This is a genomic window from Azorhizobium sp. AG788 (assembly GCF_943371865.1).
GTDB lineage: Bacteria > Pseudomonadota > Alphaproteobacteria > Rhizobiales > Xanthobacteraceae > Azorhizobium.
The window spans coordinates 1-21696 of sequence record NZ_CALRWL010000050.1 but is presented as its reverse complement, the minus strand read 5'-3'; the positions used below and the strand labels follow the sequence as shown (position 1 = coordinate 21696).

Sequence of the window (21696 nt, the reverse complement as noted above, 5' to 3'; positions counted from 1 at the left end):
CGACAGCCCGAGGCGCGGTCCACGCGCCTGCCAAGGAGATGCGTCATGAGCCAGCCGAACCCCCTTCCGCTCATCGCCCGTGCGCCGGTCATCCCCGTCGTGGTGATCGACCGGATCGAGGATGCGGTGCCCTTGGCGCGGGCGCTGGTGGCCGGCGGCCTGCCGCTGATCGAAGTCACCTTGCGCACCCCGGTGGCGCTGGAGGCGATCCGCCTAATCGCCGCTGAAGTGGAAGGCGCCATCGTCGGCGCCGGCACCGTGACCGAGCGCGCCCAGATCGACGCTGTCATCAAGGCGGGCGCCACCTATATCGTCACCCCCGGCACCACGCCGGAACTGGCCAAGGCCCTGGCCGAAGCGCCGATCCCGGTGCTGCCCGGCTGCGCCACCGCCAGCGAGGCCATGACCTTGGCCGCGCTGGGCTTCCATGTGCTGAAGTTCTTCCCGGCCGAGCCGTCCGGCGGCGCGCCGTTCCTGAAGGCGCTGGGCGGCCCGCTTCCGCATCTGCGCTTCTGCCCCACCGGCGGCATCGGCCCCAACAACGCCCATGAATATCTGGCCCTGCCCAATGTGGTGGCGGTGGGCGGCTCCTGGGTGGTGCCGGGCGCGGCCATCAAGGCGGGCGATTTCGACACCGTGCGCGATCTCTCGACGGCCGCCTCGCACCTGGTGCGGGCGGCAAAATTCGACTGAGCCGCGCCACCGGCGCGCCTGCCCATGCCTGAGATGATGGTCTCGCTGCTGGCCTTCACGGCGGCGGCGAGCCTGCTCACCCTCACCCCCGGCGTGGACACCGCCCTGGTGCTGCGCACGGCCGCGGCATCCGGACCGCGAGCGGGCGCGGCGGCGGGGCTGGGCATCTGCCTCGGGCTGCTGGGCTGGGGCCTCGGGGCCGCGGTGGGCCTCACGGCGATTCTCGCCGCCTCGCCGGTGGCCTTCACCGCGCTCAAATGGGCCGGGGCCGCGTATCTGCTCTATCTGGGGGGCCGGCTGCTGGCATCCCCCCGCTCGGCCACCCTCTCCGCACCCATGGCGACGACCGGCCCACGTGATGCCGGCCTTGCCGCCCCATTCCGGCGCGGCCTGCTGACCAATGCGCTCAACCCGAAGGTGGGCGTGTTCTACATGACCTTCCTGCCGCAATTCATTCCCCACGGCATCGCCGTGCCCGGCTTTTCGCTGCTGCTGGCCGGCCTGCATGTGCTGCTGTCGCTGATGTGGTTCGCGCTGCTGATCGCGCTCACCGTGCCCCTGGGCCGGCTGCTCGCCCGCCCTGCCGTGGTGCGCGGCCTCGATTGCGCCACCGGCTGCGTGTTCGTCGCCTTTGGCCTGCGGCTGGCATTGGCGGAACGGGGCTAATCCAGTTCCTTCAGCACATTGATGAAGGCGCGCAGGCCCGCGGGCACATGACGGTGGCCGGGGTAATAGAGGAACAGGCCGGGGATCTGCGGGCACCAGTCGTCCAGCACGATCACCACCTCGCCACGCGCCAGATGGAGTCGTGCGGTGTTCTCCGGCACATAGGCGATGCCCAGGCCTTCGGCGGCGGCCTCGGCCATCAGCCCCAGATGGTCAAGGGTCAGCGCGCCGGACACGTCCACCACCAGTTCCTGGCCATGGCGTTCGAACTCCCATCGGAACAGTTTTCCCGAGGGCAGGCGGAAGCGGATGCAGGCATGGCCTTTCAGGTCGTCGGGCACCTGCGGCGCCGGCCGGCGGGCCAGATAGGCGGGCGCGGCGATGGGCACGAACCGCGCCGTGCCGCCGAAGCGCACGCCGATCATGTCCTGCGGCACCTGCTCGCCCAGCCGCACCCCCGCATCGAAGCCCTCCGCCACGATGTCGATCAGCCGGCCCTCGCTGACGAGATCCAGCGCCATTTCCGGATGGCGCGCGAGGAAGGTGGGCACCACCGTGTGCAGCAGCATCCGCGCCGCCATCTCGCTGGCATTGATGCGCAAGGTGCCGCTGGGCCGACTGCGGAAGGCGTCCACTTCCGCCAACGCCAGATCAAGATCGCGCAGCACCGGCCCCAGCCGCGCCACCAACCGCGCGCCGGCCTCGGTGGCGGACACGCTGCGCGTGGTCCGGTTGAGCAGGCGCATGCCCATGTTCGCTTCCAGCGTGCGCATCATGTGGCTGAGCGTGGACGGCTGAAGCCCCAGCTCGTCCGCCGCCTTGCGGAAGGAGCGATGGGCGACGATGGCGGCCAGGGCCGTGAGATCGGCGAGTGTAGGCTTGGCATTCATGGCTGATTTGCATCAAGGCATATAAAATTGCTGCGATAGTAACATCAATTGAGAGGAATAGGTTTGCCCTCAAGACGCGCCGCACACCGCGGCCGCCGATCCCGAAAGGCAAATCCCATGACCTCCGCCCGCACGACACCCCCCGCCGCCAAGACCTGGTTCATCACCGGCACGTCCACCGGCTTCGGCCGTTCCATGACCGAGCAATTGCTGGCCCGCGGCGACCGCGTCGCCGCCACGCTGCGCACCCCCGCCGCCCTCGACGATCTCAAGGCGCAGTATGGCGAGCGCCTGTGGGTGGCGCCGCTCGATGTCACCGACACCGGGGCCATCCGCGCCGTGGTGGACCGCGCTTTCGCCGAATTGGGCCGCATCGACGTGGTGGTGAGCAATGCGGGCTACGGCCTGCTGGGCGCCGCCGAAGAAGTGACCGACGCGCAGATCCGCCACCAGATCGATACCAACGTCATCGGCTCGATCCAGCTCATCCGCGCGGTGCTGCCGCACCTGCGGGCGCAGGGCGGGGGGCGCATTCTGCAGCTTTCCTCCATGGGCGGGCAGATCACCTTCCCCGGCCTCAGCCTCTACCACGCCACCAAATGGGCAATGGAAGGCTTCATCGATGCCACCGCGCCGGAAGTGGCCGGCTTCGGCATCGACTTCACGCTGGTGGAGCCGGGCAGCGCGAAGACCAATTTCGGCAGCACCAGCCGGGTGCTGGCTCCCACCCTCGCGGCCTATGACGACACGCCAGCCGCCGACGCGCGCCGTGCGCTGCTGGGCGGGATCTTCCCGTCGCCCGGCGACCCGGCGAAGATGGCGCGGGCGATGATCGACAGCGTGGACGTCACCCCCGCTCCGCGGCGGCTCACCCTGGGCAGCGATGCCTATGCGCACGTCCACGCCGGCCTCAGCGCGCGCCTCGCCGCCCTTGAGGCCCAGAAGGCCATCGCGCTGTCCACGGATCTGGATGCGTGAGGCATACGTCCGGACAATCCCGGCGCCCGAGGCGTCGGGATTGTCTGCCTCAGTGCGAGCTGACGCCTTCCAGCGCGGTGCGCGGGATGATGGCGCCGCGGTGCATGATGACCGCGCCCGCCAGCGCATGGCCGGCGCGGGCGGCGGCTTCCGGGCTCTCGCCCTTCAGGCGGGCGGCGAGATAGCCGGCGTTGAAGCTGTCGCCGGCCCCCGTGGTGTCCACCGGCAGCACCTCGCGCTCCACCGGCACGAACACCGTCTGGCCGTTGGCATGCACATAGGCGCCGCCAGGGCCGTTCTTCACCACCACTTCCTTCACCCCATAAGTGGTGATGCGGGCGATGGTGGCTTCCGGCGAGGCATCGCCCCACAGCATGGCCTCGTCCTCGAAGGTGGGCAGGGCCATGGAGGCGCGCTTGAGCGCCTCGGCGAACACCATGCGGGCGCGGGGCAGATCACCGGCCCAGCCGCGCGGCCGGAAATTGCCGTCGAACACCCGCCAGGCGCCGCGCTCGGCGGCCACTTCCAGGGTAGCGAGAAACCGCCCGAGGCCGGCGTTGGAATAAAGCGACAAGGTGATGCCGGAGAAATACACCGCCTGGGCGGAGACCACCTGCTCGGCCACATTCTGCCAGCCGTCCAGCTCGAACAGCACCCGCGCCGGGGAGGTGTCGCGCCAATAATGGAAGGTGCGCTCGCCCTTGTCGTCGGTGGTGATGATGTAGAGGCCCGGCATGCGGCCCGGCACCTTGAGGATCGCCGCGGTGGACAGGCCCTCGCTGGTGGCCAGATCCTGGATCTGGGCGGAGAAGGCGTCGTCGCCCAAGGCGGTGACATAAGCGGTCTCGATGCCGGCACGGGCCAGATAGACGGCGGTGTTGAAGGTGTCGCCGCCGAACGCCAGGCCGAAGCGCCCGTCATTACCGCGCGCCAGTTCCACCATGACCTCGCCTATGGAAACCACCTTGGCCATGTGCGCTCCTCATCTTCCTCTGGGCCGGATCCGGCCCGGCATGACGCGAGAGGCGCCCGGGGGCCACTCTGCGGCCGGCACCTTTGAGCCATGCACGCGACCCATGCAAGAGCAGCGGCGCCGGACCTCCCCACCAAACCGGCCTCAGTCCAGCACCGGCGGCGATGGCCCGGTCCAGGTGGCGGGATGCAGGCGCGCCCGCTCCGTCGGGTCGGAAGGCGCTCGCCCCGCCATTTGCGGCGGCGGGCGATAGCGGGCGCGCAGATCGCGCTCGCGGCGCAGATTGTTCTCGATCAGGCACAGCGCGCGCTGCTCGAAATCGCCGATGCCGCGCCGGCCCTCGAACGGCGCCACGCTCTGGCAATCGAAATTGCGGAACACCAGAAAGCGCACCTGCGCCTCGTCCAACTGGCTTTTCCAGCGGGCGCGCTGCACCCCGGCCAGATCGGTGCGCCCCTCCACCACCGCCATGGCCGCCTCGAAGGCGGCGGTCATGGCGCGATCGGTGGATTGGGTGGCCTCAAACAGGCAGCGGCTATAGTCCGGCGTCGGCAGCTTACCGGTGACGCAGGGATTGGGCTCGCGCCACGGCCCCTCCTCGGCGGCCGTGGCGGGGCATGCGAGCACGCCCATCACCATCCCCGCGAGGAGGACGATGGCGCGCCGGGATGCGCCCCGGCCGAGGGCCTTGGGCGCCGCGCTCAGGCGACTTTGCGCTGGGCGAGGAAGGCGCCCATGCGTTCCAGGGCGCGGGAGATGTTTTCGGGCGAATTGGCGTAGGACAGGCGGATATAGCCCTCGCCATGAACCCCGAAGTCCGGCCCGCCGATCACCGCCACGCCCGCCTCTTCCAGCAGCGCCGAGGCCAACGCCTTGGCCGAGGGCCAGCCGGTCTTGGTCACATTGGGGAAGGCGTAGAAGGCGCCCTTGGGGGTGGCGCAGGAGACGCCCGGCAAGGCGTTCAGCCCCGCCACCACCAGCGCGCGGCGGCGGTCGAACTCCGCCAGCATGGCATGAACCGCATCCTGCGGCCCCTCCAGCGCGGCGATGCCGGCGAACTGGGTGGGCGCATTCACGCACGACCACGCATTCACCGACAGCTTGCGCACCTTCTCGTACAGATCCTTCGGCCACACCGAATAGCCCAGCCGCCAGCCGGTCATGGCATAGGTCTTGGACCAGCCATTGAGCAGGATCAGCCGGTCGCGGATTTCGGGGTAGGCCAGCAAGGTCTGGTGGCGCTCGCCGTCGAACAGGAACTGGTCGTAGATCTCGTCCGACATCAGCGCCACGTGGGGATGGGCGGCGAGCCCCGCCACCAATTTGTCGATCTCCGCCTTGGGGGTGACGCCGCCGGTGGGATTGGCCGGGGAATTGATGATCAGCAGTCGGGTCTTGGGAGTGATGAGCGCCAGCGTCTCCGCGGCGGAGAAGGCAAAGCCGTTTTCCTCGCGGATCGGCACCGGGATCGGGGTGGCGCCGGTGTGCTCGATCATGGAGCGATAGATGGGAAAGCCGGGATCGGGATAGAGGATTTCCGCGCCGGGCTCGCCGAACAGGCGGATGGCCGCATACATGGTGACCTTGCCGCCGGGCACGATCAGCACCAGGTCGGGGTCCACCTCCACGTCGAAGCGGCGGTTGAGATCGCGCGCCACCGCCTCGCGCAGCGGCAGGATGCCGACCGAGGGGGTGTAGCCGTGATGGCCGTCCTTCAGCGCCTTGATGGCGGCGTCGACGATATGCTCGGGGGTGCGGAAATCCGGCTGGCCGATGCCGAGATTGACCACGTCGCGGCCCTGGGCGGCCAAAGCGGTGGCGCGGGCCAGAACGGCGAAGGCGTTTTCTTCGCCGATGCGGTCGAAGTCGGCAACGGTGGTCAGCATAAGCGTCTCCCCTTGGGTGGGTCCGCGCCGCCTATCAAGCGTCACAACAGGAACCCTTACCCGGCCTGTGGGTTGTCCTTGCAGCTGCGGTGCTCAGCCCCGCGCGCTGCGCCAGAGCCTGACGGGAACGTCATGCTCTCACGCTTGGTGTAGAGCCGGATTCAGATTTCAGGTCAATTCGACCGTAATCGTCCGGGCCCAGGCCGGCCGGCGCGCCGCACCGACAGCATCAACGACGAACAGAGGAGAGATCCCATGGCCAATCGTCTCGATGGGCGCAAGATCGCCGTTCTCGTCGCCAACGGCTTCGAACAGGTGGAACTGACCGAGCCCGTGAAGGCCCTCAAGGCCGCCGGCGCGGATGTGAAAATCGTCAGCCCGGAGACCGGCAAGGTCCAAGGCGTCAACCACGACAAACCCGCCGACAGCATTGCGGTGGATCTGGCCCTGGAGCGGGCCGACCCGGCGCAGTTCGATGCGCTGATGCTGCCGGGCGGGGTGATGAACCCCGATGCCCTGCGCATCAACGAAAGCGCCATCGCCTTCACCCGCGCCTTCTTCAAGGCCGGCAAGCCGGTGGCCGCCATCTGCCACGCACCGCAACTGCTGATCTCGGCCGGCGTGGTGAAGGGCCGCAAGATGACCGGCTACAAGGCGATCCAGGTGGATCTGGCCAATGCGGGGGCTCAGGTCAGCGACACCGCCGTGGTGGTGGACCAGGGCCTCGTCACCAGCCGCAACCCCGGCGACATCCCGGCGTTCAACGCCAAGATGATCGAGGAATTCGGGGAAGGCCGGCATGCGGGACAGCGCACTGCCGCAGAGTAAGGCGTGACCTGAAGCGCGAGCGTTCATGACTTCGGCCCCGGCATGCAAATATGCCGGGGCTTTTTCTTGGCATTGCGACGCCGGACGCCTGCCTCGCCACAGAGCGCAACTTTCGCCCATCATGATACCTCTCACAAGCGTGTGTGTAGCGTAAGCTTCACATCTGTCATAAATTTGCACGCGGGAGGGACCGGGGCCGGCGGCGACGTCGGCGGGCAGTGGGGGAGCCGGTGCGCAGACCATATCACCTCGTCGCAGCGGGGCTGCTGGCGGCAGTCCGCGCGATCGGTCTTGCGCTGTTGGGCCTTGCGATCATCGCCGGCACCGTCCGGGCGCAAGGCTATCCCGAGCGCGACATCACCATCGTCGTCTCGGTGCCGCCCAATGGCATGAGCACGCGCATCGCCAATGCCTTGGCCATCGGGCTGACGCGGGTGCTGTCGGTTCCGGTTCAGGTCGTGAGCCGGCCCGGCGAGAGCGGCTTTCTGGGGGCCCGGTCCGTGGTCCGCGCCGCACCGGACGGCTACACCTTGCTGCTGGGCCCCAGCAGCCTGTTCCTGTTCGACTTCGCCGCCCTCCCGGACGCCGGCTATGTGCCCGAGCGCGACCTCGACACCCTCCTCATGGCGGTCCGCGCGCCTTATGTCCTGGTGGTCAATCCGTCCGTCCCGGCGCGCACCCTGACCGAGTTCGTGGCCTATCTGAAGGCTAGGCCGGGCACCGTGAACTTTGCCGCCCGATGGACCGGTGCCATCAACGATCTCCTGGCCGCGCAATTCTGGGCCGAAACCGGCACGGCGGGTCGCATGACCTATGTGGCGGACGTCGGTGCCATCAGGGCCGCGCTCGTGGACGGCACCATCTCCGCCGCGTTCCAGAATGTGGGCGACATCGCCGGCGACGTGCAAACCGGGAGGCTTCGCGCCATCGCCGTCACCAGCGAGACCCGCACCCCCCTGTTTTCCGAGGTCCCCACCTTTACCGAGGAAGGCCTGCCGGGCCTGGACGCTTTCACCTGGCAGGCGATCGCCGCCCCCGTCGGCCTACCGCCCGATGTCCGCAAACGGCTTGAGGACGGCTTGCGCGCCGCGCTTTTGGATCGCAGCGTGATGGCGTCGTTGGATGCGCTGGGCTCGGAAGTGGTCGCCACGGATTCGCGGCAGTTCGCACGCACGCTTCGCGATGCGCGCCGCCGCTGGCGTTCCTTGCTCTTGCCGACCGGAAATACCCGCTAGCCCCTCGGCCCTACCCCACCGTGGGGCCGGCATGATGTTCGTGCCCGGCCGCGCCGACCGGCCGCGAAGGCACCGGGGCCTGGCAGCGGTGCGCGCAGCCCCGGCCTCCCCGCGTCCAGCGTGCCAACGGTGCCAGCCGCGCGTTCCGGCCCATCCCGCCCGTCTTGAGCGCGATCCGATCAGATGGAAACCATCTGATCGGCGAATAACTCTCCAGCCCATTGATATAGAACACATTTTCAGATCCGCCTGCTTTGCAGGTGGATCGGCGCGAGCCCAAGCCGGTGGTCCTTCCCTCCGACCGGGGGATCGCGCCACACCCACCGGCTGCCGCACGACCGCCGCTGCATTCCGCAAAGTAAACTTGTATGCAAACACCTCCCGCAAATTGAGTACGGCGCGGCGATACCCCTTGGGAGACTTTTGCGAACACAGTTAAAGAAGACGCATTTTATTACGCCCCATGGTCTGCGAGCGACACACTCTCCTTGACCGCGCTCGCCTTAAGTGTTGCAGTCATATGCCTGTGTTGTGGTGGGGACCAAGACAGGAGCGGGCGGCCAATTTTGCCGCACTGCGGGAGGAGTTCGTGGTGGGTCCTCTAAAGCTTTTGTCCGCATGGGTTGCAGCCGTGGTCTTGTGCGCGGCGGTTCCCCTCGGCTACGGACTGGTCTGCGGCGCGCTGCAGGCCCAGGACACGCCCGGCCGTCCCATCACCTTGGTGGTTCCGGTTCCCGCAGGCGGCGTGACCATGCGCCTCGCCGAGATTCTGGCCCCGGCGCTGTCCCGCGTCATGAAAGTGCCGGTGGTGATCTCGACCATGACCGGTGAAAACGGCGGCGTCGGTTCCCGATTCGTGGTCAGCGCCCCCGCGGATGGCAACACCCTCCTGATCGCCCCCAGCGGCCTGCTGCTGTTCGATCCCACCAACCGGCCCGAGCGCAAATTCAATCCCGAGCATGACCTTGATCCGCTGATCATGGCCATCCGAGCCCCCCTGGTGCTGGCGGTCGATCCCGCCCTCCCGGTCGCGGACCTCCAGAGCTTCATCACCTATCTTCAGGCCCATCCGCGCGAAGTGGTCTTCGGCGCCACGGCGCCCGGCTCCATCAACGATCTGGCCCTGCGGCAGTTCTGGCACGACACCGGCACCTCCGGCACCACCGCTTACACCCCCTCCAGCGCCCGCATCCTCGGCGAACTGCTGGCCCGCAAGGTGCAGGCGGCCTTCCTGGATGTGGGTGTCGTGGCGCCGACGGTGGCGGCGAATCAATTGCGGATCCTGGCGGCGAACGGGGATGTGCGCGCCTTGCTGCCCAACGTCCCGAGCTTCACCGAGCAGGGCCTGCCGGAAATGAACAGCTACACCTGGCAGGCGGTGGCCGCGCCCATGGGGCTGCGCCCGGAGGTCCGGCGGGCGCTGGAGCAGGGGTTGCGCGAGGCCCTGCTGGACCGTGGCGTGATCAGCGCCCTGCAAGCCAGCGGATCGGAAGTGGTGGCCAGCAGTTCGCGCCAGCTCGCCCGCGTGCTGCACGAGGAGCGCGAACGCGCCCGCAGCCTTCAGGCGCCGGCGGCGTTGCAAAACCAGTAGCGCCTGCTACCGATTGCATCGACCGGTTCCTCTTCCCCGCCTGGAATGCCCCCATGCCCGTCGAAGACCTGCCTCTGAACGCCTTCAAGCGTGCCATTCATGCTGGCCAACAGCAGATCGGCCTGTGGTGCTCCATCCCCAGCAGCTACACCGTGGAACTGCTGGCCGGGTCCGGCTTCGACTGGCTGTTGCTGGACACCGAGCACACACCCGCCGACCTGCCGCAGGTCTATGGCGAGCTGCAGGCCGCCGCCGCCGGTGCCGCCCATCCCATCGTGCGGGTGCCGTGGAACGACCCGGTGGCGATCAAGCGCTATCTGGATGCGGGGGTGCAGACCCTGCTGGTGCCCATGGTGCAGACCGCCGCCGAGGCGAAGGCCGCGGTGGAAGCCATGCGCTATCCCCCGCGCGGCGTGCGCGGATTTGCCGGCGGCTCGCGCGCCACCCGCTTCGGCCGCATCCCCGATTATCACGCCCGCTCGGAGGCGGAGCTGTGCCTGCTGGTGCAGGTGGAAACCGCCGACGCCCTGGGCGAACTGGAAGAAATCTGCGCCGTGGAAGGCGTCGATGGCGTCTTCATCGGACCAGGCGACCTGTCCGCCAGCCTCGGACATCTGGGGGGCCAGAACGACCCGTCCATGGTCAGCCTGATGGAGGCCGCGCTGCGCCGCATCGTCGCCGCCGGCAACCGCCCCGGCATCCTCACCCCCGACGCCGCGCTCGCCCGCCGCTACATGGCCGCCGGCTCGGTGTTCACCGCCGTGGGCTCGGACGCCGGCCTGCTGGCCCGCAGTTCCGACGCGCTCGCCGCGTCATTTGCCGGCTGATGCGACGGGGGCGCCGCGCAGCGCCCCCGCCATCATTCCTTGGAGGAGACACCCCGTGAGCACCGACACCTTCAAGGCCCTCGTCGCGCGCAAGGCCGACGGCGGCCAGACCATCGCCCTGGAACAGGTGGATGAGGCCTTCCTGCCGCCCGCCGACGTCACCGTGGATGTCGCCTATTCCACCCTCAACTATAAGGACGGCCTCGCCCTGAAGGGGCTGAGCCGTATCCTGCGCACCTTTCCCATGGTCCCCGGCGTGGATTTTGCCGGCACCGTGCGCACCAGCGACAGCCCGGCCTTCACCCCCGGCGACCCCGTTGTGCTCACCGGCTGGGGCGTCGGCGAAACCTGGTCCGGCGGCTTTGCCGCCCGGGCGCGGGTGAAGAGCGAATGGCTGGTCAAGCTCCCCGAGGGCCTTGATCCCCGCCACGCCATGGCCATCGGCACCGCCGGCTTCACCGCCATGCTGAGCGTGATGGCGCTGGAGCAGGCCGGCATCGCCAAAGGCGGCGAGGTGCTGGTGACCGGAGCCGCCGGCGGGGTGGGCAGCATCGCCGTGCGCCTGCTCTCGCGCCTGGGCTACCGGGTGGTGGCGCTGACCGGGCGCCCGGCGGAAGCCGGTTTCCTCACCGGCCTGGGGGCGGCGGAGATCATGGATCGCGCCTTGCTCACCACCGCGGGCAAGCCGCTGCAATCGGAGCGCTGGGCCGGCGCGGTGGATACGGTGGGCGGCGTGGTGCTGGCCAATGTGCTCGCCTCCACCGCCGGCAACGGCGCGGTGGCCGCCTGCGGCCTTGCGGGCAGCACCGATCTGCCCACCACGGTGTTCCCGTTCATCCTGCGCGGCGTGAGCCTGCTGGGCATCAATTCGGTGGATACGCCCAAGCCCAAGCGCGAAGCCGCCTGGGCGCGGCTGGCGCGGGACTTGAGCCCCGCCGATCTCGACGGGATGATCCAGGAGGTGGCGCTGGAGGACCTGCCCGCGCGGGCCGACGCCATCATCGCCGGGCAGGTGCGCGGCCGCACCGTGGTGCGCATTTGAGGGCGTGAGGCTCTGAGGTGATTGGCGGGGCGCGCGCGCCCCGCCGGTTCAGCGCGCCGCGTCCGCCGCCAGTTCCGCCAGCAGATCGTCCAGCAGGCCAATGAGGCGCTCGATATCCGCCGGGCGGGACAGGCGATGGTCGCCATCCTTGACCAGGGTGAACACCACGTCGTCCTCGGCTAGGCACGTCACCAGCCGCATGGCATGCTGCCACGGCACATCCGCATCCTGCGCGCCCTGGAGAATGCGCACCGGGCACCCCACCTGGAACGGCGCCCCCAGCAAGAGATGCTGCCGCCCGTCCTCGATCAAGGCGCGGGTGATGACGAACGGGCCGCCGTCATAGGGCGAGGGCCGGGCATAGCGGCCGGTGGCGAGGATTTCCGCCTTCACCGCCTCGGGAAAGCCGGCCCACATCAGCTCTTCGGTGAAGTCCGGTGCCGGGGCGATCAGCACCAGGCCGGCAAGGCGGGTGTCGCCCGCCGCCAGCAGGGCGCGGGCCAGCAACAGCGCCATCCAGCCGCCCATGGACGAGCCCACCAGCACCTGCGGCCCGGTGGTCTGGTCGAACACCGCGCGGGCGTCCGCCAGCCACTGGGTGATGGTGCCGTCCTCGAACGCGCCGCTGGAGGCGCCATGGCCGGAATAATCGAAGCGCACATAGCCCTGGCCGCGCGCCTGCGCCCAATCCGCCAGCGCCTGGGCCTTGGTGCCGGTCATGTCCGAGCGGAAGCCACCGAGCCAGATGACGCCGGGGGAGCCCCCCGCCAGAGCGCGCACGGCAATATCGCGACCATCCACGGAGAGGCGCGTTTCGATCTCGGAAGCCATGAAGCGTGGTCCTTGGGGTGTGGCGATCAGCGGGCGAAGGTGTCGAAATAGCGGGCCAGCAGCCGCTCATAGATGGCGGTCAGTGCCAGCAATTCGTCCACCGGGGTGGCCTCGTCGGACATGTGCATGGTGCGGCCCACCAAGCCGAATTCCACCACCGGGCACAGATCCTTGATGAAGCGCGCATCCGAGGTGCCCCCCGTGGTGGAGGTTTCCGGCCGCCGGCCGGTCACATCCGCCACCGCATCCAGCACCGTGTCCACGAACGGCCCCGGCGCGGTGAGGAAGCTCTCGCTGGGGCCTTCGCGGAACGCCAGATCATAGGTCAGGCCCGGCCCGTCCAGGCGCCGCTCCAGCTCCGACTTCAGGGTGGGCAGCGAATAAAGATCGTTGAAGCGCACGTTGAAGCGCGCCGTCGCCTGGGCCGGAATGACGTTGAACACCGGGTTGCCCACGTCCACGCTCACCAGTTCCAGATTGGTGGGCGGGAAATGCGCCGAGCCCTCGTCCAGCGGCGTCGCGGTCAGGGACTCCAGCAGCCGCAGCAATTTGGGAATGGGGTTTTCCGCCCGGTGCGGATAGGCCACATGGCCCTGCTTGCCATGGACGGTGATGACGCCGGACAGGCTGCCACGGCGGCCGATCTTGACCATGTCGCCCAGGGCGTCGGGATTGGTGGGCTCGCCCACCACGCAATGGTCGAGCCGCTCGCCCCGCGCCGCCAGCCATTCTACCACCTTCACCGTGCCGTCGAGGGCGGGGCCTTCCTCATCGCCGGTGATCAGGAAGGAGATGCTGCCGGTCTCGGGCGCACCATGGCGCAGCGCCGCCGCCAGGAAGGCGCCCACCGCGCCCTTCATGTCCACCGCGCCGCGGCCATAGAGCTGCCCGTCGGCCACGTCGCCGGAGAAGGGATCGTGGGTCCAGCTGGCCAGATCGCCGGGGGGCACCACGTCCACATGGCCGGCAAAGCACAGGTTCGGCGCCGTGGTGCCGATGCGGGCATAGAGATTGTCCACCGCCACGCCGCCGGTGGCCGACACCAGCCGCTCCACTGTGTAGCCGGCCCGCGTGAGCACCCCGGCCACCACGTCCAGCGCCGCCCCGGCATCGGGCGTCACCGAGGGGGCGCGGATCAGCGCCTGGGCGAGGGCCAGGGGATCGGCCAGCGCGGCGATGGCGGCGGCGGTATTTTCAGAGGCGGCGGTCTGGGTCATGGGCGTCACGAAGTCCGGCAGCGGGGCACGGCTTTGCCTCGCGCGCGCCGCCGGTGGCGTCAACTGCTTTCTCCCCTGCGGGGCCCCGCCACGGACGGGACGCACGGCGGCCCCGCCATCAGACTGCCGCCTTCGCCCCCTAGGCCCCCGCCGGGGTCACCGGCCCCGGCGCCCTTCGACGGACCATGGGCACGGCTGAAACCGTGTGCAGCGGACCTGGGATGTGGCGTGCCCCTCATGATCGCCGCCATCGGCTTTGCTTTACGGGAAGCAAACCCAATGGTGGTATCTGCTCACACCCGGCCCCGCCTCCCGGAGGATGGGACAGATACCCCTGGAGATTTTCCTGATGCAGCGTGCGATTGCGCGGACCGCCGTTTTCCTGGCTCTGCTCCTGTCGCTCCTGGCCGGGCCGCTGGCGCTTGCCGCCCCGGCGGCGGATCCGACGGCTCAGGCTGCGCGGGAACGGCTGGAGGCCAACCGCTCGGCCCTGGACAGCATCGAGGGCAGTCTGGGCCTGGAGGGCCTGCGCGCCCCCGACCTCGACGAATTGCGCACCCGCCTCGATCCGGTGCGCCGCGAACTCCAGGTCCGCAGCGAGCAACTCACCCCGCGCGCCGCCGACGCCAAGGTGCGGCTGGAGGAATTGGGTCCCGTCCCCGCCGCCGGCGCCCCGGCGGAAGATGCCAATATCACCGCCGACCGTGAGCGCCTGCAGGCATTGAGCAGCGACATCGATGCGCTGGTGAAGCAGAACCGCGCGCTATCGCTGCGGGCCGAGCAGGTGTCCGATCGCATCTCCACCCGCCGCCGCGAGCTGTTCGCCGGCCAGCTGTTCGAACGCTCCATCTCCATCGTCGACCCGAGCCTGTGGACCACCGGCGTGGTGGCGCTGCGCCAGGGAATCCGCAGCCTCAATCTGCTGGTCTCCGACTGGCTGGGCTATGCCCGCCAGCGCCAGGACATCCTCACCTTGCTGGGCATCGGCGTCGCGCTGGTGGCCATTTCCGGCGCCATCGTCTGGGCCGGGCGGCTGCTGCGCCGGCGCCTGAGCTGCGCCCCGCCGCCCGACGGCGAAATCCTCTCCCGGCTGCGGGCCGCCCGCGAGGCGATCAAGGTCGCGGTGTTCGATTCCCTGGTGGCACCGCTCGCGGCCATGGCCGCCACCAATTTCATCAGCGGCTTCGACGTGGTGCCGCCCCGTGCCCAGGAGATCCTGCACGGCCTGGTGGTGTCTGTGTTCGTGCTGGCCATCGGCCGGGCCATGGCCCGCGCCCTGCTGGCACCGGGGCAGTCCTGGCGGCGGCTGCCGCCGTTCGCGGACGCCACCGCGGACGTCATCTTCCGTTATTATACGTGGTCGGTGTGGGTGCTGGCCATCGGCTCGTTCTTCAACGCCCTGAACCGGGCGCTGTTCACGCCGGTGGCGCTGACCGTGCTGGTCTCCGGCATTATCGTGGTGTTCACCTGCGTCTTCACCGGCCTGATGCTGGTGGCCATGGCCAAGACGGACGATGAACCGTCGACCGAGACCGCCACCGCACCGGCCACCGGCTCCTATATGGAAACCAGCGGCGTGCCGTGGATCCGCACCTTATTGTGGGTGGTGATCGCGGTGATGAGCGGTGCCCTGGTGGCGGGCTATGTGGGTTTTGCCACCTTCATCGCCGCCCGCATGCTGATCGCCGCGGCGGTGCTGTCGGGCCTCTATGTGCTCTACAGCCTGATCGACGCCTTCTTCAGCGAGGGCCTCAGCGCGGACACCCACCGCGCCCGCGTCTTTTCCAAGACCCTCGGCCTGCGGCCCGCCAGCCTGGAGGTGATCGCCACGTTGGTGTCGGGACTGCTGAAGCTGTTCCTGTTCATCGTCGCGGCGCTGATCATGGCCGGCAGCTGGGGCACGTCCTCCTCCGACGTGATGGACACGCTGGACCGGGTGACCTTCGGCATCCATATCGGCTCCACCACCATCACCTTGTGGAACGTGCTCTACGCCATCGGCCTGCTGCTGGTGGGCATTCTGCTGGCCCGCGGCCTGCAGAAATGGATGTCGGTGAAGCTGCTGCCGCGCACCGGCATGGAAGTGAGCCTGCAATCCTCCATCTCCACCATCATCGGCTATGTGGGCGTGATCATCGCCATCATGGTGGCCATGGGGCAGATCGGGCTCAATCTGGAGAATATCGCCCTGGTGGCCGGCGCCTTGTCGGTGGGTATCGGTTTCGGTCTCCAGGCGATCATTTCCAACTTCGTCTCCGGCCTGATCCTGCTCACCGAACGGCCGATCCGCGTGGGCGACACCATCAATGTGAAGGGCGAGGAAGGCTATGTCCGGCGCATTTCGGTGCGCTCCACCGAGATCGAGACCTTCGAGCGCGCCACGGTGATCGTGCCGAACTCGGACCTCATCACCGGCATGGTCAAGAACTGGACCCACTCCAACACCACCGGCCGGGTGATCGTGGCGGTGAATGTGGCCTATGATGCCGATGCGGAAGAGGTGCGGGACCTGCTGGTGGCCGCCGCCTGCGACAATCCGCAAGTGCTCCAGACCCCGCCGCCGCGGGTGTTCATCATCAAGTTCACCGATGCGGGCATCGCCTTCGAACTGCGCTGCGTCGTGGCCAATGTGGACTATGCGCTGACCGTGAAGAGCGACCTGCATTTCTCCATCCTCAGCCGCTTCCGCAAGAGCGGCATCGCCATGACCAGCCAGCCCTGGGCGGCGCTGGGCCGGGCACCGGCGGACATGGTGCCTCCGGCGCCGATGTCCGACACCGCGCCCCCGGCCATCGCCCCGCCTGCAGAGGGGGCGTCGCAGCAGACCCGCGGCGAGACGCCGCTCGGCGGCGCCACCTCCAGCTGATCCGGCCGGCGCGCGACGCTGCCGTCGGCTGTGTCGCGTCCGCTGCTAACGCTTCTTCAACTGTCGGGCCGCACAAAGGGGATCATGAGCGACATCGGTTTTCCCGTCCCCGGCGCACGCCGCGGCCCCTCCGCCTTGGCCCGCCGTCCCGGCGCCCGCCATGCCCTCCCCTTTTGCGTGCTGGCGGCGCTGGCGCTCGCCGGCTGCGGCACCCCGGTGCAAGACACGCCGAAGCAGCCGGCCTTCTACGAAAACCTCGCAAAGACCGGCCAGCCGGTGGACCCCGAGGCCGCCGCCTCGCTGTTCTCCGACTATCGCAACACCAAGGGCCTGAACGCGGTCTCCGTGGATCCGGCCCTGAACAAGGTGGCGCAGGACCAGGCCAATGCCATGGCCAAGGCCGACACCCTGTCGCATGAAGTGGGCGGACGCACCTTCGTCCAGCGCATGAATGCCTCCGGCTATAAGCCGAAGGTGGCGGTGGAGAATGTGGGCGCCGGCTATCACACCCTGGCGGAAGCCTTCTCCGGCTGGCGCGACAGCCCGCCGCACAACAAGAACATGCTGGCCGCCGGCGTGACCCGCATGGGCATCGCCACCGCCTTCAACCCCAATTCCAAATACAAGGTCTATTGGGCGCTGGTGCTGGCCACCCCGGACGACCGCGCCAAATAGCCAGAAAGGCGGCAGAGGCCGCCCGACGCTGTGCCCGCGAAAATGTGAAGACACGGCCTTCCGTAACGGCCGTGCCTTGCGACAACGGGGTTTCTACCGCAGCGCGGCGAGAAAATCTCGCACATGCACTGGCGCTTCCAGTGCCTCCGTATTAATCACACGGAGATGCTCGCTCATCTCGACGCATATGCGCGGATGCGCGCCGCCTTCCGCTGGCGCGTTCCCTCCCGCTACAATATGGCGGTCCATGCCTGCGACGGCTGGGCGGCGAAGGATCCCGCCCGCCCTGCGCTCTATGTGAAGGGCGACGCCGGCTTCGCGCCGGTGAGCTACGGCCATATCGCGCAGGCCTCCAATCGCTTCGCGAACGCGCTGGCCGCCCACGGCATCGGCCCCGGCGACCGGGTGGCGATCCTGCTGCCGCAGAGCGTGGAAGTGCTCGTCACCCATCTGGCGGTCTATAAATTGGGCGCCATTGCCGTGCCTCTGGCCTCCGCCTTCGGGGTCGAGGCGCTGGCCTATCGGCTGCAGGATTCCGGCGCCAAGGCCCTGGTGGCTGATGCCGCGGGCCTCGCCAAGGTCATCGACCGCCCGGACCATCTCACCCTCGTCATCTCCCGCGACGGTGCCCAACCGGGCATCCTGGGCTTTGACGATCTGGTGGCGCGGGGCCGCCCGGTGTCCGCCACGGTCGCCACCGGCCCGGATGATCCGGCGCTGATGATCTACACCTCCGGCACCACTGGCCCCGCCAAGGGGGCGCTGCATGGCCACCGGGTGCTGCTGGGCCACACCGCCGGCATGCGCTTCACCCATGACGACCTGCCCCAGCCCGGCGACCGCATGTGGACGCCCTCGGACTGGGCCTGGGCCGGCGGGCTGCTCAATACCATGCTCACCTCTCTGGCCCTGGGCGTGCCGGTGGTGGTGCAGCCGCCGGGCAAGTTCGATCCCGAAGCCGCGTTCCGGCTGATGGCGGACGCGCAGGTCCGCAATGTCTTTATCCCACCCACCGCTTTGAAGATGATGCGCGCCGTGGCGACACCGCGCGAAACCTTCGGCTTCAACCTGCGCACGCTCGGCACCGCCGGCGAGGCGCTGGGGGCGGAGACGTTCGAATGGGGTCGCGCCGCCTTGGGCGTGGACGTGAACGAATTCTACGGCCAGACCGAATGCAATTATGTCATCGGCTCCAACGCCGCTTTGGGCATCGCCCGCGCGGGAGCCACCGGCAAGCCGCTGCCCGGCCATGACGTGGCGATCATCCGCGACGACGGCACGCCGTGCGATATTGGCGAGATGGGCCAGATCGCGGTGCGGGCGCCCGACCCGGTGATGTTCCTGCGCTATTGGAACCGGCCGGAGGCCACTGCGGCGAAATTCCTGAAAAGCCCGCCCTTGGGCGATCTGATGCTCACCGGCGACCTCGCCCGCCTGGATGAGGACGGCTATGTGCATTTCCTCGGCCGGGATGACGATGTGATCACCTCGTCCGGCTATCGCATCGGCCCGAGCGAAATTGAGGACTGCCTGCTGCGCCATCCCGCCGTGCAACTGGCGGCGGTGGTGGGCAAGCCGGACAAGCTGCGCACGGAGATCGTCAAGGCGGTGCTGGTGCTGCGCGACGGCATCCGGCCCGATGCGGCGCTGGTGGGCGACATTCAGGCCTTCGTCCGCACCCGGCTGGCGGCCTATGAATATCCCCGCGAGATCGTGTTCGTGGACGAATTGCCCATGACCACCACCGGCAAGGTCATCCGCCGCCTGCTGCGGGATCAGGTCTGACGCTTCAAAGCTCTCTTGATGGAAGCGCCCTCAGGCGCGCAGTGCGCGGGGCTGCCAGGCCGGCATGCGGGCGGTGATCACCCGGTAGGGGCCGAGGAACACCAGCAGCATGGCCAGTTTCACCCCATAGTCGCACAGGGCCCAGGAGGTCCAGGGCAGGCCAGTGCCGGCGAAGGCCAAAGAGAAGAACACCACCGTATCCAGCGCGCTGGAAAACAGGCCCGACACCGCCGGTGGCATCCACCAGGCGCGGCGGCGCAGCCGGTCGAACACCGTGGTATCCAAGAGCTGCGCGCTCAGGAACGCGGCGCCCGAGGCCAGAGCGATCCGCGGCGTGGCGAACAGCACCGACAGCAGCACCGCGAGCGCAAACCCCACATAGATCACCCGCCGCGTGCGCCCCGGACCGAGGCGGCGATTGGTCAGATCATTGATGAGGAAGGTCACCGGATAGGTGAAGGCGCCGTAGGTGAGGTAATCCTGCAACCCGAACGGCGTGAACGGAAACTGCACCAGGATGTTGGCGGTGAGAACCGCCGCACCCATGGCAAAAACCGCGAGCGCGAACGCCCGCGGTTCAGATTTCAGAACCGAGTGGAACAGGCCCACAGCCTCAGGCGGCCGCAGGCGCCTCAGCGGCGGCTTCCGCCTTCGCCTTGGCGATCAGGCGCTTGAGGATCAGCGCGCGGGGCGCCAGTTCCTCGTCGCGAGCCTTCACCAGGAAGGCGTCGAGGCCGCCGCGGTGATCCACCGACTTCAGCGCATTGGCGCTGATGCGCATGCGCACGGAGCGCTTGAGCACGTCGCTCTGGAGCGTCACCTGGCACAGATTGGGCAGGAAACGGCGCCGGGTCTTGTGGTTCGAGTGGCTCACGAGGTTGCCGCTCTGCACGCCTTTGCCTGTCAGGTCGCACCGCCGGGACATGGCAGAAGTCCTTTTTTGGTTCGTGGACGCGGGTCACAAGCCTGTCGTCGCGATCTGCGACAGTCGGCTCGAACCCGCTGTATCGGGAAGGCGCTCGTATAAGGGTCGGGCGCGGCGCCGTCAAGCCGCAGTGGCACCCCACCGGCCGGGATGCCGCCTCCGCCGCCCTCTTCTACCGCCTCCGTGCCCGTCCGAGAAAGCCCAGCACCAGTTCCCGGCGATGGGGCCGGTCGCGATGCTCCAGCAGATAGACGCCCTGCCAGGTGCCGAGCCGTGCCCGCCCCTCCAGCACCGGGATCGTCAGCGCCGTATCGCACAGCAAGGTGCGCACATGGGCGGGCATGTCGTCCGGGCCTTCAGTGTCGTGCACCCAGCCGCGATCCCGCGGGGCCAGATCATCGAGCGCCATCAGGAGATCGCGCTGCACATCCGGATCGGCATTCTCCTGAATGGTCAAAGAGGCGGAGGTGTGCCGGCAAAACACCGTCAGAAGGCCTTGATCGGCGGCGATTTCCGTCAGAAACGCCTGAAGCTCACGGGTGATCTCGGTGAAACCGGGGCCGGAGGTGTCCACCTCCAGCAGGCTCTGGGCCTGGATCTCCAGCGGCACGGTGAGCGCGGGGCTGCGTCGGGTGCGCGTCACTGGGGTCTCCTGCTCAGGGCGTTCATCCTTGCCTTGCGGCACCTTGCCAGCGGCCGCGGCCCGCGCCACGGTGAGGCTTATTGCGCACCGCAACCGGCGCCGCCAATCCTCGCCTTGAACGGAGCCCATGCCCAGCCTTTCCATCGCTCCCGAGCTGTTTTCCGACGCTGCTGTCGCGGCGGACACGAAAATGATCAACGCCGCCATCATCAAGGCGCTGTCCGCGATTCCCGACCGGGGGCTGGTGCCGGTGGCGGTGGTCCGCCAAGCCCGGCTGAATGGCAAGGGCACCTTCCCGCTGCCGCCGGAGAGCCCGCGCGCCCGCACCACCGCCATCGACGGCCCGCGCGGACCGATTCCCGTGCGCATCTACATGCCGGACGGTCCGCCCAGCGGGGTCTATCTGCATTTCCATGGCGGCGGCTGGACCATCGGCACCGCGCGGGAGAATGACGGACTGAACGATCCCCTCGCCGCCGCCGGCCTGGCGGTGGTGTCGGTGGATTATGCCCTGGCCCCGGAAATCCCCTACCCCGCCGCCCCCGACGATTGCGAGGCGGCGGCGCTCTGGCTGCTGCGGGAGGGCGAGAGCCTGTTCGGCACCACGCGCTTTTCCATCGGCGGCGAATCGGCCGGGGCGCATCTGGCCGTCACCACACTGCTGCGGCTGCGCGATCGCCATGGCCTGATGCCATTCTGCGCCGCTAATCTACATGCGGGCTGCTTCGACCTGCGGCTCACGCCCAGCGCCCGCAACTGGGGCGAGACGCCCTTGGTGCTGAACACCGCCGATATCGCCCGGTTCGTGCGCAATTATCTGCGCCTGGAGGGGGAGGCGGACCATCCCGACGTGTCGCCGCTGCTGGCGGACCTCAAGGGTCTGCCGCCGGCGCTGTTCACGGTGGGGACGCGGGATCCGTTGCTGGACGACAGCTTGTTCATGGCCAATCGCTGGCTCGCCAGCGGCAATGAGGCCACGCTGGAGGCCTTTCCCGGCGGCTGCCATGTGTTCGTTGGCTTCGTGGGCACGCTGGCCGAGCGCGGCCGGGCGCGGATCGCGGAGTTCCTCACCCAGGCCTGAACCTCGGCGTGGCGAGGCCGCAGCCTCGCCCAGGCCTGAGCGTCAGCGTGGCGAGGCCAAAGCC

The 21696-nt window shown here is 68.7% G+C and carries 21 protein-coding genes; 12 read left to right on the top strand and 9 right to left on the bottom strand.

Features of this window, described 5'->3' with window-relative positions:
• Positions 1–45 precede the first annotated feature (45 nt).
• Positions 46–693: a bifunctional 4-hydroxy-2-oxoglutarate aldolase/2-dehydro-3-deoxy-phosphogluconate aldolase gene (locus tag AAG816_RS22310; RefSeq protein WP_341991892.1), complete on the top strand. Its 648-nt coding sequence runs from the start codon at positions 46–48 to the stop codon at positions 691–693.
• Between the two features lie 24 nt (positions 694–717).
• The gene (locus AAG816_RS22305) at positions 718–1359 is read left to right on the top strand and encodes a LysE family translocator (RefSeq protein WP_341991891.1); all 642 of its coding nucleotides are present in this window, start codon (positions 718–720) and stop codon (positions 1357–1359) included.
• On the opposite strand, the gene AAG816_RS22300 is transcribed toward AAG816_RS22305, so the two are convergent.
• On the bottom strand, positions 1356–2249 hold the full coding sequence (locus AAG816_RS22300) for a LysR family transcriptional regulator (protein ID WP_341991890.1): 894 nt from the start codon (positions 2247–2249) through the stop codon (positions 1356–1358). The two genes, AAG816_RS22305 and AAG816_RS22300, sit on opposite strands and share 4 nt — an antisense overlap.
• 117 nt (positions 2250–2366) lie before the next feature.
• Here AAG816_RS22300 and AAG816_RS22295 point away from each other — a divergent pair, with 117 nt between their 5' ends.
• On the top strand, positions 2367–3227 hold the full coding sequence (locus AAG816_RS22295) for an SDR family oxidoreductase (protein ID WP_341991889.1): 861 nt from the start codon (positions 2367–2369) through the stop codon (positions 3225–3227).
• A 49-nt stretch (positions 3228–3276) separates the two neighbouring features.
• Here AAG816_RS22295 and AAG816_RS22290 read toward each other — a convergent pair whose 3' ends face one another.
• The 3 genes from AAG816_RS22290 to AAG816_RS22280 all read right to left on the bottom strand — a co-directional run bounded on the left by AAG816_RS22290 (position 3277) and on the right by AAG816_RS22280 (position 6086).
• Entirely contained in the window at positions 3277–4200 is a 924-nt protein-coding gene (locus AAG816_RS22290; protein WP_341991888.1) for a sugar kinase, read from the bottom strand.
• A gap of 144 nt (positions 4201–4344) precedes the next feature.
• Positions 4345–4833, bottom strand: a complete 489-nt coding sequence (locus tag AAG816_RS22285; RefSeq protein WP_341991887.1) for a lysozyme inhibitor LprI family protein — start codon at positions 4831–4833, stop codon at positions 4345–4347.
• Between the two features lie 68 nt (positions 4834–4901).
• Entirely contained in the window at positions 4902–6086 is a 1185-nt protein-coding gene (locus tag AAG816_RS22280; protein WP_341991886.1) for a pyridoxal phosphate-dependent aminotransferase, read from the bottom strand.
• A gap of 255 nt (positions 6087–6341) precedes the next feature.
• Between AAG816_RS22280 and AAG816_RS22275 the strand changes: the two genes are divergently transcribed.
• From AAG816_RS22275 to AAG816_RS22255, 5 genes are all read left to right on the top strand, one after another.
• Positions 6342–6914 (top strand): type 1 glutamine amidotransferase domain-containing protein, encoded by a 573-nt coding sequence (locus AAG816_RS22275; RefSeq protein ID WP_341991885.1) that lies wholly within the window; start codon positions 6342–6344, stop codon positions 6912–6914.
• A gap of 230 nt (positions 6915–7144) precedes the next feature.
• A complete protein-coding gene (locus AAG816_RS22270) occupies positions 7145–8149 on the top strand; it encodes a tripartite tricarboxylate transporter substrate binding protein (RefSeq protein ID WP_341991884.1) in 1005 nt (334 codons plus the stop codon).
• Between the two features lie 589 nt (positions 8150–8738).
• Positions 8739–9740 (top strand): tripartite tricarboxylate transporter substrate binding protein, encoded by a 1002-nt coding sequence (locus AAG816_RS22265; RefSeq protein ID WP_341991883.1) that lies wholly within the window; start codon positions 8739–8741, stop codon positions 9738–9740.
• A gap of 53 nt (positions 9741–9793) precedes the next feature.
• The gene (locus AAG816_RS22260; protein WP_341991882.1) at positions 9794–10567 is read left to right on the top strand and encodes an HpcH/HpaI aldolase/citrate lyase family protein; all 774 of its coding nucleotides are present in this window, start codon (positions 9794–9796) and stop codon (positions 10565–10567) included.
• Positions 10568–10622: 55 nt separating this feature from the next.
• On the top strand, positions 10623–11609 hold the full coding sequence (locus AAG816_RS22255) for an MDR family oxidoreductase (protein ID WP_341991881.1): 987 nt from the start codon (positions 10623–10625) through the stop codon (positions 11607–11609).
• A 48-nt stretch (positions 11610–11657) separates the two neighbouring features.
• Here the strand turns inward: AAG816_RS22255 and AAG816_RS22250 are convergent, their stop codons facing one another.
• Positions 11658–12440, bottom strand: a complete 783-nt coding sequence (locus AAG816_RS22250; protein ID WP_341991880.1) for an alpha/beta hydrolase — start codon at positions 12438–12440, stop codon at positions 11658–11660.
• Between the two features lie 26 nt (positions 12441–12466).
• Positions 12467–13657, bottom strand: coding sequence for a succinyl-diaminopimelate desuccinylase (gene dapE, locus AAG816_RS22245; protein WP_341991879.1), 1191 nt, complete (start codon positions 13655–13657; stop codon positions 12467–12469).
• A gap of 349 nt (positions 13658–14006) precedes the next feature.
• Between dapE and AAG816_RS22240 the strand changes: the two genes are divergently transcribed.
• From AAG816_RS22240 to AAG816_RS22230, 3 genes are all read left to right on the top strand, one after another.
• Positions 14007–16523: a DUF3772 domain-containing protein gene (locus AAG816_RS22240; RefSeq protein ID WP_341991878.1), complete on the top strand. Its 2517-nt coding sequence runs from the start codon at positions 14007–14009 to the stop codon at positions 16521–16523.
• Between the two features lie 84 nt (positions 16524–16607).
• Positions 16608–17198, top strand: coding sequence for a CAP domain-containing protein (locus tag AAG816_RS22235; RefSeq protein ID WP_341991877.1), 591 nt, complete (start codon positions 16608–16610; stop codon positions 17196–17198).
• Positions 17199–17393: 195 nt separating this feature from the next.
• Positions 17394–18983, top strand: a complete 1590-nt coding sequence (locus AAG816_RS22230; RefSeq protein WP_341991876.1) for an AMP-binding protein — start codon at positions 17394–17396, stop codon at positions 18981–18983.
• A gap of 30 nt (positions 18984–19013) precedes the next feature.
• On the opposite strand, the gene AAG816_RS22225 is transcribed toward AAG816_RS22230, so the two are convergent.
• The 3 genes from AAG816_RS22225 to AAG816_RS22215 all read right to left on the bottom strand — a co-directional run bounded on the left by AAG816_RS22225 (position 19014) and on the right by AAG816_RS22215 (position 20551).
• On the bottom strand, positions 19014–19529 hold the full coding sequence (locus AAG816_RS22225; protein ID WP_341991875.1) for a queuosine precursor transporter: 516 nt from the start codon (positions 19527–19529) through the stop codon (positions 19014–19016).
• Between the two features lie 67 nt (positions 19530–19596).
• Positions 19597–19908, bottom strand: coding sequence for a 50S ribosomal protein L28 (rpmB, locus tag AAG816_RS22220; RefSeq protein WP_341991874.1), 312 nt, complete (start codon positions 19906–19908; stop codon positions 19597–19599).
• 172 nt (positions 19909–20080) lie between these two features.
• A complete protein-coding gene (locus AAG816_RS22215) occupies positions 20081–20551 on the bottom strand; it encodes a secondary thiamine-phosphate synthase enzyme YjbQ (RefSeq protein ID WP_341991873.1) in 471 nt (156 codons plus the stop codon).
• Between the two features lie 127 nt (positions 20552–20678).
• Here AAG816_RS22215 and AAG816_RS22210 point away from each other — a divergent pair, with 127 nt between their 5' ends.
• Positions 20679–21632, top strand: coding sequence for an alpha/beta hydrolase (locus tag AAG816_RS22210; protein ID WP_341991872.1), 954 nt, complete (start codon positions 20679–20681; stop codon positions 21630–21632).
• Positions 21633–21696 lie beyond the last annotated feature (64 nt).

Coding starts and splice junctions, on each gene's coding strand:
- AAG816_RS22310 (WP_341991892.1), top strand. CDS start 46: ATGAGCCAGCCGAACCCCCTTCCGCTCATCGCCCGTGCGCCGGTCATC.
- AAG816_RS22305 (WP_341991891.1), top strand. CDS start 718: ATGCCTGAGATGATGGTCTCGCTGCTGGCCTTCACGGCGGCGGCGAGC.
- AAG816_RS22300 (WP_341991890.1), bottom strand. CDS start 2,249: ATGAATGCCAAGCCTACACTCGCCGATCTCACGGCCCTGGCCGCCATC.
- AAG816_RS22295 (WP_341991889.1), top strand. CDS start 2,367: ATGACCTCCGCCCGCACGACACCCCCCGCCGCCAAGACCTGGTTCATC.
- AAG816_RS22290 (WP_341991888.1), bottom strand. CDS start 4,200: ATGGCCAAGGTGGTTTCCATAGGCGAGGTCATGGTGGAACTGGCGCGC.
- AAG816_RS22285 (WP_341991887.1), bottom strand. CDS start 4,833: ATGGGCGTGCTCGCATGCCCCGCCACGGCCGCCGAGGAGGGGCCGTGG.
- AAG816_RS22280 (WP_341991886.1), bottom strand. CDS start 6,086: ATGCTGACCACCGTTGCCGACTTCGACCGCATCGGCGAAGAAAACGCC.
- AAG816_RS22275 (WP_341991885.1), top strand. CDS start 6,342: ATGGCCAATCGTCTCGATGGGCGCAAGATCGCCGTTCTCGTCGCCAAC.
- AAG816_RS22260 (WP_341991882.1), top strand. CDS start 9,794: ATGCCCGTCGAAGACCTGCCTCTGAACGCCTTCAAGCGTGCCATTCAT.
- AAG816_RS22250 (WP_341991880.1), bottom strand. CDS start 12,440: ATGGCTTCCGAGATCGAAACGCGCCTCTCCGTGGATGGTCGCGATATT.
- dapE (WP_341991879.1), bottom strand. CDS start 13,657: ATGACCCAGACCGCCGCCTCTGAAAATACCGCCGCCGCCATCGCCGCG.
- AAG816_RS22240 (WP_341991878.1), top strand. CDS start 14,007: ATGCAGCGTGCGATTGCGCGGACCGCCGTTTTCCTGGCTCTGCTCCTG.
- AAG816_RS22235 (WP_341991877.1), top strand. CDS start 16,608: ATGAGCGACATCGGTTTTCCCGTCCCCGGCGCACGCCGCGGCCCCTCC.
- AAG816_RS22230 (WP_341991876.1), top strand. CDS start 17,394: ATGCGCGCCGCCTTCCGCTGGCGCGTTCCCTCCCGCTACAATATGGCG.
- AAG816_RS22225 (WP_341991875.1), bottom strand. CDS start 19,529: ATGGGTGCGGCGGTTCTCACCGCCAACATCCTGGTGCAGTTTCCGTTC.
- rpmB (WP_341991874.1), bottom strand. CDS start 19,908: ATGTCCCGGCGGTGCGACCTGACAGGCAAAGGCGTGCAGAGCGGCAAC.
- AAG816_RS22210 (WP_341991872.1), top strand. CDS start 20,679: ATGCCCAGCCTTTCCATCGCTCCCGAGCTGTTTTCCGACGCTGCTGTC.